The sequence below is a fragment of the Streptomyces chengmaiensis genome (assembly GCF_029846775.1).
In the GTDB taxonomy this organism is placed as follows: domain Bacteria; phylum Actinomycetota; class Actinomycetes; order Streptomycetales; family Streptomycetaceae; genus Streptomyces; species Streptomyces chengmaiensis.
Map to the genome: position 1 here is coordinate 13999 of NZ_JARWBG010000026.1, position 14376 is coordinate 28374.

Genomic DNA, 14376 nt, shown 5'->3' on the forward strand with positions numbered 1-14376 from the left:
GGGCGACGGTGTGCGAGCGGACGGCGGCGTCTGCCGTCCGAGTACGCCCGGTGTGACGGGCATGTGCGTCCGCGGCGTTCCGGGCCCACGGTCGCGTTCCAGCGTCCGATCGGCGGTCTCAGGGCGCGGGCGGCCCCTGCGTGCCTCCCTGCGTCGGGCCCGGGACCGGAGGCGCCGTGCCCGGACCGGAGGCGCCCGGCCCGGCGGGCCCCGGCTCCGGCCCGGTGTGCCCCGCAGCCGTGTGCCCCGCGGTCTCCTCCCGGGACCTGAGGATCATCAGCACCCCGGCCGCGATCAGCCAGACTCCCAGCAGCAGCGGCGTCAGCCAGGCCGTGATCGGGCCGACCAGGCAGACGACGGCCACCGCGAACGCGGACCAGCCCAGCCACGGCGGCGCGGCCTGCGCCGCCGTCGCCACCCGCCAGACGGCGAAGAGCATCACGGCCGCGGCGACCATGGCCGCGACCATCCCCGCGTACTGCACCTCCAGCAGCAGTATCGCGATCAGCGCTGTCTGCGGGGCGACCGGGAAGACGTCGGAGTAGTCGACGGTGATGGCGTACACATTGCCGGCGATCACCGCGACGAGCAGCAGCACCGTGAACGCCACCCCGCCCAGCAGCACTTGGTGGGAGCGGTTCCCGGCCAGCCGGGCGAGCGCGACGAGGAAGAACAGGAAGAGCAGGCTCGCCAGCAGCGTCATCAGCGCCGTGGCCTCGGCGAGATCGCGGTTGCCGTCGTCGGCGTAGAAGAGGACGACGTCGCGGATCGCCCCGCGGTCGCCGGTGTCCGGGGTGCGGTACCACAGCGCCTGGACGGCGATCAGCAGCCCGCCGGACACCACTCCCGCGATTCCGGGCCAGACGTCCTTGTGCGAGGTGACTTCCACGCTCTGCGACGCCGTCATCGTGGCCTCCCACGCGAGCATCCCCGAGCCGACCGTACGTCCCCGAGCCGTACTGTCAGCTTAGGCAGCCTGACGCGGATCCGCGCCCCGGACACCCGTCGGGCGTCCGGGGCGCGCTCCCGGTCAGGTGTGCGACTACCCGTCGAGCGAGGTCATCACATGCTTGATGCGCGTGTAGTCGTCGAAGCCGTACGCCGACAGGTCCTTGCCGTAGCCGGACTTCTTGAAGCCGCCGTGCGGCATCTCCGCCACCAGCGGAATGTGCGTGTTGATCCAGACGCAGCCAAAGTCCAGCGCCTTGGACAGCCGCATGGCACGCCCGTGGTCCTTGGTCCACACCGACGACGCCAGCGCGTACTCCACTCCGTTGGCCCACTCGACCGCCTGGGCCTCGTCACGGAAGGACTGCACGGTGATGACCGGGCCGAACACCTCCTGCTGGACGATCTCGTCGTCCTGCTTGAGGCCGGAGACGACGGTCGGGGCGTAGAAGTAGCCCTTGTCGCCGACCCGGTGGCCGCCCGCCTCGACCTTGGCGTGGGCCGGGAGCCGGTCGATGAAGCCGGTGACCTGCTCCAGCTGGTTGGCGTTGTTCAGCGGGCCGTACAGCACGTCGGCGTCGTCCGGCCCGCCCGTCTTGGTGTCCGCGGCGGCCTTGGCCAGGGCCTCGACGAACTCGTCGTGGATCGCCTCGTGCACCAGTACGCGCGTTGCGGCGGTGCAGTCCTGGCCCGCGTTGAAGTAGCCGGCGACGGAGATGTCCTCGACGGCCTTGGCGATGTCGGTGTCCTCGAACACGACGACCGGCGCCTTGCCGCCCAGCTCCAGGTGGACCCGCTTGACGTCCTTGGCCGCGGACGCGGCGACCTGCATGCCGGCCCGCACCGAGCCGGTGATGGAGGCCATGGCGGGCGTGGAGTGCTCGACCATCAGGCGGCCGGTCTCCCGGTCGCCGCAGATCACGTTGAAGACGCCCTTGGGGAGGATGGCGCCGATGATCTCCGCGATGAGCACGGTCGAGGCGGGCGTGGTGTCCGAGGGCTTGAGGACGACCGTGTTGCCCGCGGCCAGCGCCGGAGCGAACTTCCACACGGCCATCATCATCGGGTAGTTCCACGGCGCGACCTGGGCGCAGACGCCGACCGGCTCACGGCGCACCATGGAGGTGAAGCCCTCCATGTACTCGCCGGACGCCCGGCCCTCCAGCATGCGCGCCGCGCCCGCGAAGAAGCGGATCTGGTCCACCATCATCGGGAACTCCTCGCTGCGGGTGAGCTCCACGGGCTTGCCCGTGTTCTCACACTCGGCGGCGAGCAGGTCCTCGGCGCGCTCCTCGAAGGCGTCCGCGATCTTCAGCAGGGCCTTCTGGCGCTCGGCGGGGGTGGCGTCGCGCCAGGCGGGGAAGGCGGCCGCGGCGGCCGCCATGGCGGCGTCGACGTCGGCCTCCCCGGAGAGCGGCGATGTCGCGTAGGCGTCACCCGTCGCCGGGTTGATCACCTCGATGGTCCCCCCGTCGGCGGCGTCCTTGAACTCCCCGTTGATGTAGTTGCGCAGACGACGCAGCTCGGTGGTCACTGTTGCCACCCCTCCTGTCAGATGTCCTGTGGTGCGATGGTCCGATGGGTGAGATGCCCACATGCTGGACGACTGAGCCCCACACTAGCTCCTGGGGTGACGCTTTCGACAGGGCCGACGCTCGCCAACTTCGGATTCAGTGAGTTCAGAGCCGAAAAACTACGTATTCCATCGCTGAGGGGTTGCGCGACAGACGAGACCCGTGCACAGTGAAGTCGTGGCCAGCCGTAGTGCAGACTCCAGGAACTCCAGCGGCGGCGGATCAGGGTCGCCTCCGACCATCGACGCCGTCTCGCTCGCGATCATCGAACAGCTTCAGGAGGACGGGCGGCGCCCGTACGCCGCGATAGGCAAGGCCGTCGGCCTCTCCGAAGCGGCCGTGCGACAGCGCGTCCAGAAGCTGCTCGACCAGGGCGTGATGCAGATCGTCGCCGTCACCGACCCGCTCACCGTGGGTCTGCGACGCCAGGCGATGGTCGGCATCAACGTCGAGGGCGATGTCGACCCGGTGGCTGATGCGGTGACGGCCATGGCCGAGTGCGAGTACGTGGTGCTGACCGCGGGCTCGTTCGACCTGATGGTGGAGATCGTCTGCGAGGACGACGACCACCTGCTCGAAGTGATCAACAAGCGGATTCGTGCGCTCCCCGGCGTGCGCTCCACAGAGAGCTTCGTCTACCTCAAGCTCAAGAAGCAGACCTATATGTGGGGAACCCGATAGCCGTGAGCAAGGACCTCTCCCAGACCGCCTACGACCACTTGTGGATGCACTTCACCCGCATGTCGTCGTACGAGAACGCCCCCGTCCCCACGATCGTGCGCGGCGAGGGCGCCTACATCTACGACGACAAGGGCAAGCGCTACCTCGACGGGCTCGCCGGCCTGTTCGTCGTCAACGCCGGTCATGGCCGTGCCGAGCTCGCCGAGACCGCCTTCAAGCAGGCGCAGGAGCTCGCCTTCTTCCCGGTGTGGTCCTACGCCCACCCCAAGGCCGTCGAACTGGCCGAGCGGCTCGCCGACTACGCCCCGGGCGATCTCAACAAGGTCTTCTTCACCACCGGCGGCGGCGAGGCGGTGGAGACCGCCTGGAAGCTGGCCAAGCAGTACTTCAAGCTCAAGGGCAAGCCGACCAAATACAAGGTCATCTCGCGGGCCGTCGCCTACCACGGCACCCCGCAGGGCGCCCTGTCCATCACCGGCCTGCCGGGCCTGAAGGCCCCCTTCGAGCCGCTGGTGCCCGGCGCGCACAAGGTGCCGAACACCAACATCTACCGCGCGCCGATCCACGGCGACGACCCGGAGGCCTTCGGCCGCTGGGCCGCCGACCAGATCGAGCAGCAGATCCTCTTCGAGGGCCCCGACACCGTCGCCGCGGTCTTCCTGGAGCCGGTGCAGAACGCCGGCGGCTGCTTCCCGCCGCCTCCCGGGTACTTCCAGCGGGTTCGCGAGATCTGCGACCAGTACGACGTGCTGCTCGTCTCCGACGAGGTCATCTGCGCCTTCGGCCGCCTCGGCACGATCTTCGCCTGTGACAAGTTCGGCTACGTCCCGGACATGATCACCTGTGCCAAGGGCATGACCTCGGGCTACTCCCCGATCGGCGCCTGCATCGTCTCCGACCGCCTCGCCGAGCCGTTCTACCAGGGCGACAACACCTTCCTGCACGGCTACACCTTCGGCGGCCACCCAGTCTCCGCCGCCGTCGGCCTCGCCAACCTCGACATCTTCGAGCGGGAGAACCTCAACCGGCACGTCCTCGACAACGAGAGCGCGTTCCTGAACACGCTGCAGAAGCTGCACGACCTGCCGATCGTCGGCGACGTCCGCGGAAACGGCTACTTCTACGGCATCGAGCTGGTGAAGGACAAGGCCGCCAAGGAGACCTTCACGGATGAGGAGACGGAGCGCGTCCTGTACGGCTTCCTCTCCAAGGCGCTCTTCGACAACGGCCTGTACTGCAGGGCCGACGACCGCGGCGACCCGGTCATCCAGCTGGCCCCGCCGCTGATCGCGGACCAGTCGACGTTCGACGAGATCGAGCAGATCCTGCGCACCGTGCTCACGGAGGCGTGGACCAAGCTCTAGCACTGAACCCGGCCCCTGACACACCCGGCCCGGTTGCCGCCATTCGAGTGAGATGGGCGGCGACCGGGCCGCGTGCTTCGCGCACCCCCCGTTCCGACTCCCTAGCGTGCCGAGTGACCGATCGGCCCTGCGTTCGTTCCCCCGTGCGAGGGAGTACGCAGGAGGGAAACGTCAGATCAGAACCGAGGTGTACGCCATGGTGGCCCCGCCGGACAACGATGTGATCTGGGCACGCTCACTGCACTGCTCCTACAGCGGCTCACCCGCGCTGGCGGGGGTGTCGCTGGGGGTGCGGGAAGGCGAGATCCTCGCCGTGTGCGGGGCCCGGGGCAGCGGCAAGACCACACTGCTGCGCGCCCTGTCCGGCCAGCTCGTCGCCGAGCAGGGCGAAGTGTGGTTCAACAGCGCGCCCGTGCACACCATGTCCGCGGCCGCGCGGGAACGGCTGCGGCGCGACCGCTTCGGCTGGATCTCCCCCGAACCGACACTGGTGCCGGAGCTGACGGCCTGGGAGAACGCGGCCCTGCCGCTGCTGCTGCGCGGCATTTCGCACCGTGCCGCCAAGGCGACGGCGGCGGAGTGGCTGGAACGGCTCGACATCGGCGCGCACGCCCGCACACGGCCGTATGCACTGAGCCAGGCGCAGCGGCAGCGGGTGGCGACCGCACGCGCCCTGGCCACCACCCCGTCCGTGCTGTTCGCCGACGAGCCGACGGCCACCCTGCACCAGACGGACCGGGCGCATGTGCTGCGTACGATCACGGCCGCGGCCCGCTCGCACCGGATCACCGTCATCCTCGCCACCCATGACGCGGAGGTGGCGGGCCTCGCCGACCGCTCGATCACCCTGGTAGACGGCCGGCGGGTGGCCGCGGCACCCGTGATCACCGAGGCGGAAGGCCGGGCCGCGTGCTCGCTCTCCGTCTAGCCCGCGGCTCCCACCCGCTGGTCCTGCTGCGCCGGCTGACCGTGGCGGCGGCCTCCGCGGGGGTCGGCTTCCTCCTGCTGTCCGCCATGGCGCACGCGCTGGCCCACCCCGGGGAGTCCTCCGCCTCGCTGCTGCGGCTGCTGTGGTGCGCCGTGCCGCTCGCCGCGACGGTACATCTCGCCGTGGCGGTGGCGCGTACGGACCCAGGTACGCGGCCGAGGCCCGGGCTGTCCGCGATCGGTCTCGGCCCGGCCCGGCTCACCGCGATCGCCGCGACCACCACGGCCCTGTCCACGGCGCTCGGCAGCATGGTGGCACTGCTGGTGTTCCTGCATCTGCGCGGCGATCTCACCGGGTTGCCGTTCGACGACGGGGCCGGCCGGCTGCTGGCCGCCGGCATGCCGCTGCCGGTGGGGGCGGCGCTGACGCTCCTCGCGGTGGTGCCCGTCGTGTCGTCCGCGGCGGCGGCGCTGACGCTGCGGCCGCGGCGGGTCAGACCGGGCGGGGAGACCGACCCCGACCGGCCGGCCGCGCCGGCGGCGGCGCCCACAGGACTGCCGTGGGGCGTGGCGCTCATCGCCGCAGGCCTGGCAGTGGAGGTCTACACGAGCCCGGAGGCCACGGCGGCCGGCGGGACCGCCTCCGCTCCGCCGCTGGTGCTGCCCGGACACTTCGACGGCAGCCCGGCCGGAGTGCTGGCGGGCTGGGCGCTCACCGCGCTGGGCCTGGCGCTGACCGGCCCCGGCCTCACATACCGGTGCGGGCGACTTCTGCAGGGGGTTCGCCCCGGACCGACCCGGCTGCTGGCCGGGCGCATCCTGATGGAGGACGCCCGCCGCATCGGTCGCCCCCTCGGCCTGGTCTGCGCCGTGGCGGCGGGCGGGGTGGCGGCGTGGTCCCTGCACGCGGCGGGGCCGCGCCCCTTCGGACCGCTCACCGCGCTCGGGGCGGCGCTGGTCGTGATCTGCACGACGGCGACGCTGCTCACCGCCGCGCTCGAATCCCGGACGACCCGGGCCGGCACGGCAGAGTGCCTGCTCGAGCAGGGCGCGCCTGCCGGTCTGCTCCGCAGTGCAGCGGGGTTGCGGGCGGCCGTGCTGCTGACCGTCTTCGCGCCGCTGACCTGGACGGTCGCCATGCTTGCGGCGGTTCCCCTGCGCCACTGACGGTTCCCTGCGGGGCTTGTTCCCCCACCCCGCCCCTTCCCGAACCCGGGGCTCCGCCCCAGACCCCCTTTCTCGGGGGCTCCGCCCCCGGACCCCCGCGCCTCAAACGCCGGCGGGGCTGGATGTGCTGCCCTCACGCCTCAATCGCCAGCAGGGCTCGATGCCCTGCCGTCACGTCCCACTCACCGCCAGGGCCACACCCGCGCCACCGTCCAGGAGTTCCTCGCCAGGACCGCGGCCGCCTCCCCCGACGACATCGCCGCGCTCTTCGCCCATGACGTCGACTGGGAGATCGCCGGCAACCCCTCCGTCCCCTGGATCCGCCCCCGCTCCACCCGCGCCGAGGTCGCGGCCCACTTCCGTGAGCTCGCCGAGGGCCAGCAGCCCGACCCCGACGCCACCGCCGTCGACGTGGTCGTCGTCGAGGGCTCGGAAGCCATGCTGAGCGGCCGGCTCGCCGGGACCGTGCGGGCCACCGGCAAGTACTTCACCTCGCCGTTCGCGATGCGGCTGACCGTGGAGGACGGCCTGATCACCCGTTACCGCGTCTACGAGGACAGCCTGGCGATCGCCGCCGCCTGCAATCCGGACGGGCCCGGTGTTCCAGTGGACTGACTGCCGCTCACTCCCCCTCCAGCACCACGGCCTCCTCGGCCGAGAAGACCACGCCGGTCTCCGCTCCCGTCGCGGGAGCGTCACGCAGCGGGCACTCCGCCTCCAGGGGAGGGCTGTCCGCGGCGGGCATGCGGGGCCGGAGCAGCACGGCCACATGCGTGCCGCGGAAGGTGCGGGCCTCGACCGTGCAGCGCAGGCCTTCGGCGGGTGGGACGAGCCGCACGCCGGCCGGCCGGACCAGCAGCTTTCGGACCCCCTGCGGGGAGCCGTCGGGTACGGGGATCTTGCCCCAGGGGGTGTCGGCGGCCGCGCCGGAAACCGTGGCGTCGACGATGTTGTCGAAGCCGAGGAAGCGCGCCACGAACGCGGAGGCGGGCCGCTGCCAGACCTCCAGCGGGGTGCCCGTCTGCGCGATGCGGCCGTCCCGCATGACCACCACGCGGTCGGCGAGCGCGAACGCCTCCCCCTGGTCGTGGGTGACGGCGAGCACGGTCGTACCCAGGCGCCCGAAGAGTTCCCGCAGTTCACCGACGAGCCGCTCCCGCAGCCCGCGGTCGAGCTGCCCGAGCGGCTCGTCCAGCATCAGCAGCCGCGGCTCGGGGGCGAGCGCCCGCGCCAGCGCGACCCGCTGCTGTTCGCCGCCGGACAGGGACGCGACGGCGCGCCGCTGCGCGCCGGGCAGTCCGACGAGGTCCAGCAGTTCGGCCACCCGGCGGTCGCGCTCCCGGCGGGCGACCTTGTGCATCCGCAGGCCGAACGCGACGTTCCCTGCGACATCGCGCTGCGGGAAGAGCTGATGGTCCTGGAACATCAGCCCGACGCCCCGCCGGTGCACCGGCACCCCTGCCTGGTCGGCGTCGCCGAGGAGCACCCGTCCCGCGTCCGCCGGCTGCAGTCCGGCGACGGCCCGCAGCAGCGTGGACTTGCCGCTGCCGCTGGGGCCGAGGAGACAGACGACCTCGTGCCGGGCGACCTCCAGGTCCACCGCGTCGACCGCCGCGCGGCCCCCGAACCGCACGGTCACACCATCCAGCCGCAGCAACGGCATCAGAACTCCCCTGACGTCTTGGACGAGCCGCGGACTCGTTCGAGCAGCAGCAGCGCGGCGGCGCACACCGCCATCAGAATGGTGCTCAGCGCCATCGCCTGGCCGTAGTTGAGCTCGCCGGGCCGTCCCAGCAGCCGCGCCACCGCCACCGGCAGCGTCGGCCGGTCGGGCCGGGCGATGAAGACCGTCGCCCCGAACTCGCCCAGGGAGACGGCGAAGGCGAAGCCCGCCGCGATCAGCAGGGCGCGCCGCACCAGGGGGAAGTCGACCTCGCGCCAGGCGCGGAGCGGCGACGCTCCGAGGACCGCGGCGGCCTCCCGCAGCCGCTCGTCCACCGCCCGCAGCACCGGCAGCATGATCCGTACGACGAAGGGCACGCCGACCAGCGCCTGCGCCAGCGGCACCAGAATCCAGGAGGCCCGCAGGTCCAGCGGCGGCTCGTCGAGGGCGATCAGGAAGCCGAAGCCGACGGTGACGGCGGAGACGCCGAGCGGCAGCATCAGCAGTGCGTCGAGGCCGCGTACGAGCCTTCCCGCGCGCCGGGTGAGCGCGGCGGCCGCGAGCCCTCCGACGGCGACCGCGATGGCCGTCGCGGCCAGCGCGTACTCGAGGGAGTTCCACACGGCCTCGATGGGCGGCACGAGGAAGGCCCCGCCGCGTGCGTCGAGTGTGGTGAGGGCCCGGTAGTAGTGCAGGCCGTAGCCGCCGGGGCCGTCGAGGGAGCGTTCGACGAGCACGGCGAGGGGAGTCAGCAGCAGGGCGGCCACACTGGCGAGGACGCCTCCGAGCAGCGCCCACTGGCCGGCTCCGCGCGGCCTGCGCGCCGTGCGCGCCGGGTCGGTCAGCCGGAGCGCGCTCTCCCGGCGCCGCACGGTGCGGGCGTGCACGGCGAGGACGGCGCCGACGGCGAGGAACTGGAGCATGGTCAGCACGGCCGCGGTGGGCAGATCGAGCAGCTGGGCGGTCTGCCGGTAGATCTCCACCTCCAGGGTGGCGAAGGCAGGCCCGCCGAGGATCTGCACGACGCCGAAGGAGGTGAACGTGAACAGGAAGACCATCAGCGCGGCAGCCGCGACGGCGGGTGTGAGGGCAGGCAGGGTGACGCGCCGCCAGGCGTCGAACCGCCCGGCCCCGAGTACGCGCGCGGCCTCTTCCTGGCGCGGGTCGAGCTGGGCCCAGAGTCCGCCGACGGTCCGCACGACGACGGCGTAGTTGAAGAAGACATGGGCCAGCAGGATCGCCCAGACGGTGGTGTCCAGGCGCAAGCCGAGGGCCTCGTCGAGCAGTCCGCCCCGTCCGAGAAGAGCGAGGAAGGCGGAGCCGACGACGACGGTGGGGAGCACGAACGGCACGGTGACCGCGGCCCGCAGCAGCTGCTTCCCGGGGAAGTCGAGCCGGGCGAAGACGTATGCGCCGGGCAGCGCGAGCAGCAGGGTCAGCGCGGTGGACGCGAGCGCCTGCCAGGTGGTGAACCACAGCACGTGCTGGATGTCGGAGCGGGCCAGCACCTCGCCGAAGCGCCCGAACTGCCAGTTTCCGCCGGTCTTGAGGCCGCGGGCGACGATCGCGGCCACGGGGTAGGCGAAGAAGACGGCGAAGAACGCGACGGGCCCGGCCATGAGGGCGAGCCGCGCCGCGCTGCCGCGCCGCCGCGCACCGCGGGCGCGCGGCGGCCTGCCTACTTCAGGACGAGCGAGGACCACGACTGGATCCACTGCTCACGGTTCTTCGCGATGTCGTCCGCGGGCACGGTCGCGGGCTTCTCCACGACCTCGCCGTGCTTGGTGAACAGTTCGGGCAGCTTCGCGTCGTCGCGGACGGGGTTGACGAACATGTTGAGCGGCATGTCCTCCTGGAAGGTCTTGGAGACCAGGAAGTCCAGCAGCGCCTTGCCGCCCGCCTCGTTCTTCGCGCCCTTGAGCAGCCCGGCGAACTCGATCTGTCGGAAGCAGGTGCCGGTGGCGACGCCGGTGGGAGCCTCGTCCGGCTGCGGCTCGGAGTAGAGGACCTCGACCGGCGGACTGGAGGCGTACGAGACGACGAGCGGCCGGTCCGCTCCGGCCTTCTTGCCGCCCGCGGAGCCGGAGAACTCCTCGTTGTAGGCCTGCTCCCAGCCGTCGACGACCTTGACGCCGTTGGCGTCGAGCTTCTTCCAGTAGTCCTGCCAGCCGTCGGCTCCGTAGGCGCCGACGGTGCCGAGGAGGAAGCCGAGGCCCGGCGAGGAGGTGGCGGCGTTCTCGACGACGAGGAGGTTCCTGTACTCGGGCTTGGCCAGGTCGTCGAAGGTCCGCGGCGGGGCGAGCTTCTTGTCGGCGAAGTACTTCTTGTCGTAGTTGACGCAGATGTCGCCAGTGTCGACGGGGGTGACGCGGTGCTGCTCCTTGTCGAGGCGGACCTCGTCGCGTACCTGCGCCAGGCCCTTGGCCTCGTACGGCGTGAACAGGCCGTGGTCGAGGGCGCGCGACAGCAGGGTGTTGTCGACGCCGAAGAAGACATCGCCCTGCGGGGAGCCCTTGGTGAGGATCTCCTTGTTGAGCGCCTCGCCCGCGTCCCCGCTCTTGAGCACCTTGACCGTGTAGCCGGTCTCCTTCGTGAACTGCTTCAGCACGTCCTCGGAGGCGGCGAACGACTCATGGCTGACGAGGGTCACGGTCTTTGAGCCGGAGCCCGTGGCGGCGGCGCCCTCGGCGCTCTTGGCGTCCTCGGACTCCCCGCCGCAGGCGGCGAGCACACCGACGCCGAGCGCGGTGGCGGCCACGACGGCCGTGATCTTCTTGGTGCTCATCGGATTTCCTCCTGGAGATGACCAGGAAGAGACGCGGCCCCGCCCGGCCCCGAAGCGAGCGGATCGGGTGCCGGGCAGGGCGCAACAGCTGGTGAGTGATGACCGAACTTCCTACCCCGAATGACCGGGGCGAGGTTCAGAGGGTCTGCGACCTGACGGTGTCGCACTCTCAGCGCTGTGGCGCTCCCCTGTCGGAATGAATATGCAAATATTTTCCAGCCACATTACATGGGCCGTTCCGGGGGCCGGCAGCCCGGTTCAGCGCTCGGAGGCGGCGAGCTGGCCGCAGGCTCCGTCGATCTCCTGGCCGCGGGTGTCCCGCACGGTCACCGGCACGCCGTGGGCGGCGATGGCCTCGATGAACGCCTTCTCGTCCTCGGGTCGGGAGGCCGTCCACTTGGAGCCGGGGGTGGGGTTGAGCGGGATCAGATTGACATGGACGCGCTTACCCTTGAGCAGTCGGCCCAGCAGATCGCCCCGCCAGGCCTGGTCGTTGATGTCGCGGATCAGCGCGTACTCGACGGAGATGCGGCGGCCGGACTTCTCCGCGTACTCCCACGCGGCGTCGAGGACCTCGCGGACCTTCCAGCGGGTGTTGACGGGGACGAGGGTGTCGCGCAGCTCGTCGTCGGGTGCGTGCAGCGAGACGGCCAGCCGGCACTTGAAACCCTCGTCGGCGAACCGCAGCATCGCAGGGACCAGGCCGACGGTGGAGACGGTGATCCCGCGCTGGGAGAGGCCGAGGCCGTCCGGCTCGGGGTCGGTGAGCCGGCGGACGGCGCCGACGACCCGCTTGTAGTTGGCGAGCGGCTCCCCCATGCCCATGAAGACGATGTTCGACAGCCGGGCGGGTCCTCCGGGAACCTCGCCGTCGCGCAGGGCGCGCATGCCGTCGACGATCTGGTGGACGATCTCGGCGGTGGACAGATTGCGGTCCAGACCGGCCTGCCCCGTGGCGCAGAAGGGGCAGTTCATCCCGCAGCCGGCCTGCGAGGAAATGCACATGGTCACCCGGTCCGGGTAGCGCATCAGCACCGACTCGACGAGCGTGCCGTCGTGCAGCCGCCACAGGGTCTTGCGGGTGGTGTCGTCGTCGCAGGAGATGTGCCGTACGACGGACATCAGCTCGGGCAGCAGCTCCGAGGCGAGCCTCTCGCGCGCCGTGGCGGGGATGTCCGTCCACTGGGCGGGGTCGTGGGCGTACCGCGCGAAGTAGTGCTGGGAGAGCTGCTTGGCGCGGAACGGCTTCTCGCCGATGGCGGCGACTGCCTCCTTGCGCTCGGCGGGCGAGAGGTCGGCGAGATGCCGCGGGGGCTTCTTGGCTCCGCGCGGGGCGACGAATGTCAGTTCGCCGGGGACAGGGCGTGCCACGTCGAGCAACTCCTCAGGACGACGAGGTCCGGCCCCCGCTGTCGCGGGGACAACGGCAAGACCATGCCGAAGCCGGGAGACCTCACGGGACCGCCCCCGCGTCGGCGGGGACCGATGGAAAGGGCCCGCGGTACGGCGCCACGGGCTCTTCCAGCGTACCCGCTGAGGTCAGCTCGCCCCGACGAAGATCACCATCAGCAGCCAGACCACCGGCGCCGTGGGCAGCAGCGAGTCGAGACGGTCCATGATGCCGCCGTGGCCGGGGAGCAGGGTGCCCATGTCCTTGATGCCGAGATCGCGCTTGATCATGGACTCGCCGAGGTCGCCCAGCGTGGCGCTGACGGCGACCGCGAGGCCCAGCAGCAGCCCCTGCCACCAGGCGCCGCCGTCGATGAGGAACTGCATGCACAGCGCGCCCGCGGCCATGGCGAACGCCACGGCTCCGGCCAGACCTTCACGGGTCTTGCCGGGACTGATGCGGGGGGCCAGCTTGTGCCTGCCGAAGCGCCAGCCGACCGCGTACGCCCCGGTGTCGCTGACGACGGTGAGCAGCAGGAAGGTGAGCACCCGCTGCGGCCCGTCCTCGGCGGTGAGCATCATGGCCACGAACGTCGCCAGGAAGGGGACGTAGAACGCGGCGAACAGGCCCGCGGTGACGTCCCTGAGATAGCCGTCGGGCGGTTCGGTCATCCGCCACACCAGCACCGCGAGCGCGGTCAGCGCCATGGCGACCCAGGCGCCTTCGGCGCCGCGCACATAGCCGGCCACCACCATGGCCACGCCGCCCACGGCCAGCGGCACCAGCGGGGCCTTGATCTGCTTGCGCTCCTGCAGGCGGGAGGTGAGCTCCCACAGGCCGACGACGACGGCGACCGCTATCACGCCGACGAACACGGCCTTGACGATGAAGAGCGAGGCGACGATGACCGCGCCGAGCCCGATCCCGACTCCTATGGCGGCCCGCAGGTCACGGCCTGCCCGCTTCTTCGGCTGCGGGGTGGGCGCGGTCGGCGGCGCGGTGGGCATGGGCTCCTGCGGCATCTCGTCACGGAACAGGGGGCCGCTCAGCCGAGCGGCCCCCCGGTCGCGGTCTTCCTGATCACTGCGGCCGTCTGCGCGGCTGCCTCGGTTCTCACCGTCTCTACCTGCGTCGGGGAAGTCCGGCACGATGGGCATGGGCCGAGTCTGCGGCGCGGCTCGCTCATCGTATGCGGGACCCGCCGGGGCGCGCCCCTGGTCGGACGGCGGCCGCTGACCCGCGTATCCGGCGTGCTGCCGGTGGTGCGGGGCGGCCCCCCGGGAAGAGTCGTTCATCAGACCTCGAGCAGCTCGGCTTCCTTGTGCTTGAGCAGCTCATCCACCTGCGCCACATACTTCGAGGTGGTGTCGTCGAGCTCCTTCTCCGCGCGGCGTCCCTCGTCCTCGCCGACGCCGCCGTCCTTGATCAGCTTGTCGATGGCCTCCTTGGCCTTGCGACGGACCGAGCGGATCGAGATCTTGGCGTCCTCGCCCTTGCCCTTGGCGACCTTGATGTACTCGCGGCGGCGCTCCTCGGTCAGCTCCGGGAACACCACGCGGATGACGTTGCCGTCATTGGTGGGGTTGACGCCCAGGTCGGAGTCGCGGATGGCCTGCTCGATATTGCGCAGCGCGCTCTTGTCGAACGGAGTCACCACGGCCATGCGTGCCTCGGGGACCGCGAACGAGGCGAGCTGGTTGATCGGCGTCGCAGCGCCGTAGTAGTCCGCCACGATCTTGTTGAACATGGCGGGGTGGGCGCGTCCCGTGCGGATCGCGGCGAAGTCCTCCTTGGCGACCAGGACGGCCTTCTCCATCTTCTCCTCGGCCTCGAGGAGGGTCTCTTCGATCACCACTTGCTCCTGCGTGTCTAGAGTT

13 protein-coding genes are annotated in these 14376 nt (G+C 71.3%); 5 read left to right on the forward strand and 8 right to left on the reverse strand.

Annotated elements, in window-relative coordinates; all coding sequences use genetic code 11:
- Positions 1–118: 118 nt before the first annotated feature.
- On the reverse strand, positions 119–907 hold the full coding sequence (locus QCN29_RS21615; RefSeq protein ID WP_279930154.1) for a hypothetical protein: 789 nt from the start codon (positions 905–907) through the stop codon (positions 119–121).
- Positions 908–1042: 135 nt separating this feature from the next.
- Positions 1043–2482: a gamma-aminobutyraldehyde dehydrogenase gene (locus tag QCN29_RS21620; protein WP_279930238.1), complete on the reverse strand. Its 1440-nt coding sequence runs from the start codon at positions 2480–2482 to the stop codon at positions 1043–1045.
- 202 nt (positions 2483–2684) lie between these two features.
- On the opposite strand from QCN29_RS21620, the gene QCN29_RS21625 reads away from it, so the two are divergent.
- From QCN29_RS21625 to QCN29_RS21645, 5 genes are all read left to right on the forward strand, one after another.
- Entirely contained in the window at positions 2685–3203 is a 519-nt protein-coding gene (locus QCN29_RS21625; protein ID WP_240136856.1) for an Lrp/AsnC family transcriptional regulator, read from the forward strand.
- Positions 3188–4567: an aspartate aminotransferase family protein gene (locus QCN29_RS21630; RefSeq protein WP_279930157.1), complete on the forward strand. Its 1380-nt coding sequence runs from the start codon at positions 3188–3190 to the stop codon at positions 4565–4567. Before QCN29_RS21625 ends, QCN29_RS21630 begins: the two co-directional genes overlap by 16 nt.
- Positions 4568–4763: 196 nt before the next feature.
- Positions 4764–5495 carry an ABC transporter ATP-binding protein gene (locus QCN29_RS21635; protein ID WP_279930158.1) on the forward strand — a complete coding sequence of 244 codons (732 nt, stop codon included), beginning with the start codon at positions 4764–4766 and terminating at the stop codon, positions 5493–5495.
- Positions 5477–6661 (forward strand): hypothetical protein, encoded by a 1185-nt coding sequence (locus QCN29_RS21640; protein ID WP_279930159.1) that lies wholly within the window; start codon positions 5477–5479, stop codon positions 6659–6661. The genes QCN29_RS21635 and QCN29_RS21640 overlap by 19 nt, the downstream gene beginning before the upstream one ends.
- A 165-nt stretch (positions 6662–6826) precedes the next feature.
- Positions 6827–7276, forward strand: coding sequence for a nuclear transport factor 2 family protein (locus QCN29_RS21645; protein ID WP_279930239.1), 450 nt, complete (start codon positions 6827–6829; stop codon positions 7274–7276).
- Positions 7277–7283: 7 nt separating this feature from the next.
- On the opposite strand, the gene QCN29_RS21650 is transcribed toward QCN29_RS21645, so the two are convergent.
- The 6 genes from QCN29_RS21650 to frr all read right to left on the reverse strand — a co-directional run bounded on the left by QCN29_RS21650 (position 7284) and on the right by frr (position 14351).
- Positions 7284–8324 carry an ABC transporter ATP-binding protein gene (locus tag QCN29_RS21650; RefSeq protein ID WP_279930160.1) on the reverse strand — a complete coding sequence of 347 codons (1041 nt, stop codon included), beginning with the start codon at positions 8322–8324 and terminating at the stop codon, positions 7284–7286.
- Entirely contained in the window at positions 8324–10027 is a 1704-nt protein-coding gene (locus QCN29_RS21655; RefSeq protein ID WP_398859653.1) for an ABC transporter permease, read from the reverse strand. The genes QCN29_RS21650 and QCN29_RS21655 overlap by 1 nt, the downstream gene beginning before the upstream one ends.
- Entirely contained in the window at positions 10003–11109 is a 1107-nt protein-coding gene (locus QCN29_RS21660) for a thiamine ABC transporter substrate-binding protein (RefSeq protein ID WP_279930161.1), read from the reverse strand. The genes QCN29_RS21655 and QCN29_RS21660 overlap by 25 nt, the downstream gene beginning before the upstream one ends.
- Positions 11110–11367: 258 nt before the next feature.
- Positions 11368–12480, reverse strand: coding sequence for a 23S rRNA (adenine(2503)-C(2))-methyltransferase RlmN (rlmN, locus tag QCN29_RS21665; protein WP_279930162.1), 1113 nt, complete (start codon positions 12478–12480; stop codon positions 11368–11370).
- Between the two features lie 168 nt (positions 12481–12648).
- Positions 12649–13794, reverse strand: a complete 1146-nt coding sequence (locus tag QCN29_RS21670; protein ID WP_279930164.1) for a phosphatidate cytidylyltransferase — start codon at positions 13792–13794, stop codon at positions 12649–12651.
- Positions 13794–14351: a ribosome recycling factor gene (frr, locus tag QCN29_RS21675; RefSeq protein WP_240136847.1), complete on the reverse strand. Its 558-nt coding sequence runs from the start codon at positions 14349–14351 to the stop codon at positions 13794–13796. The genes QCN29_RS21670 and frr overlap by 1 nt, the downstream gene beginning before the upstream one ends.
- Positions 14352–14376 lie beyond the last annotated feature (25 nt).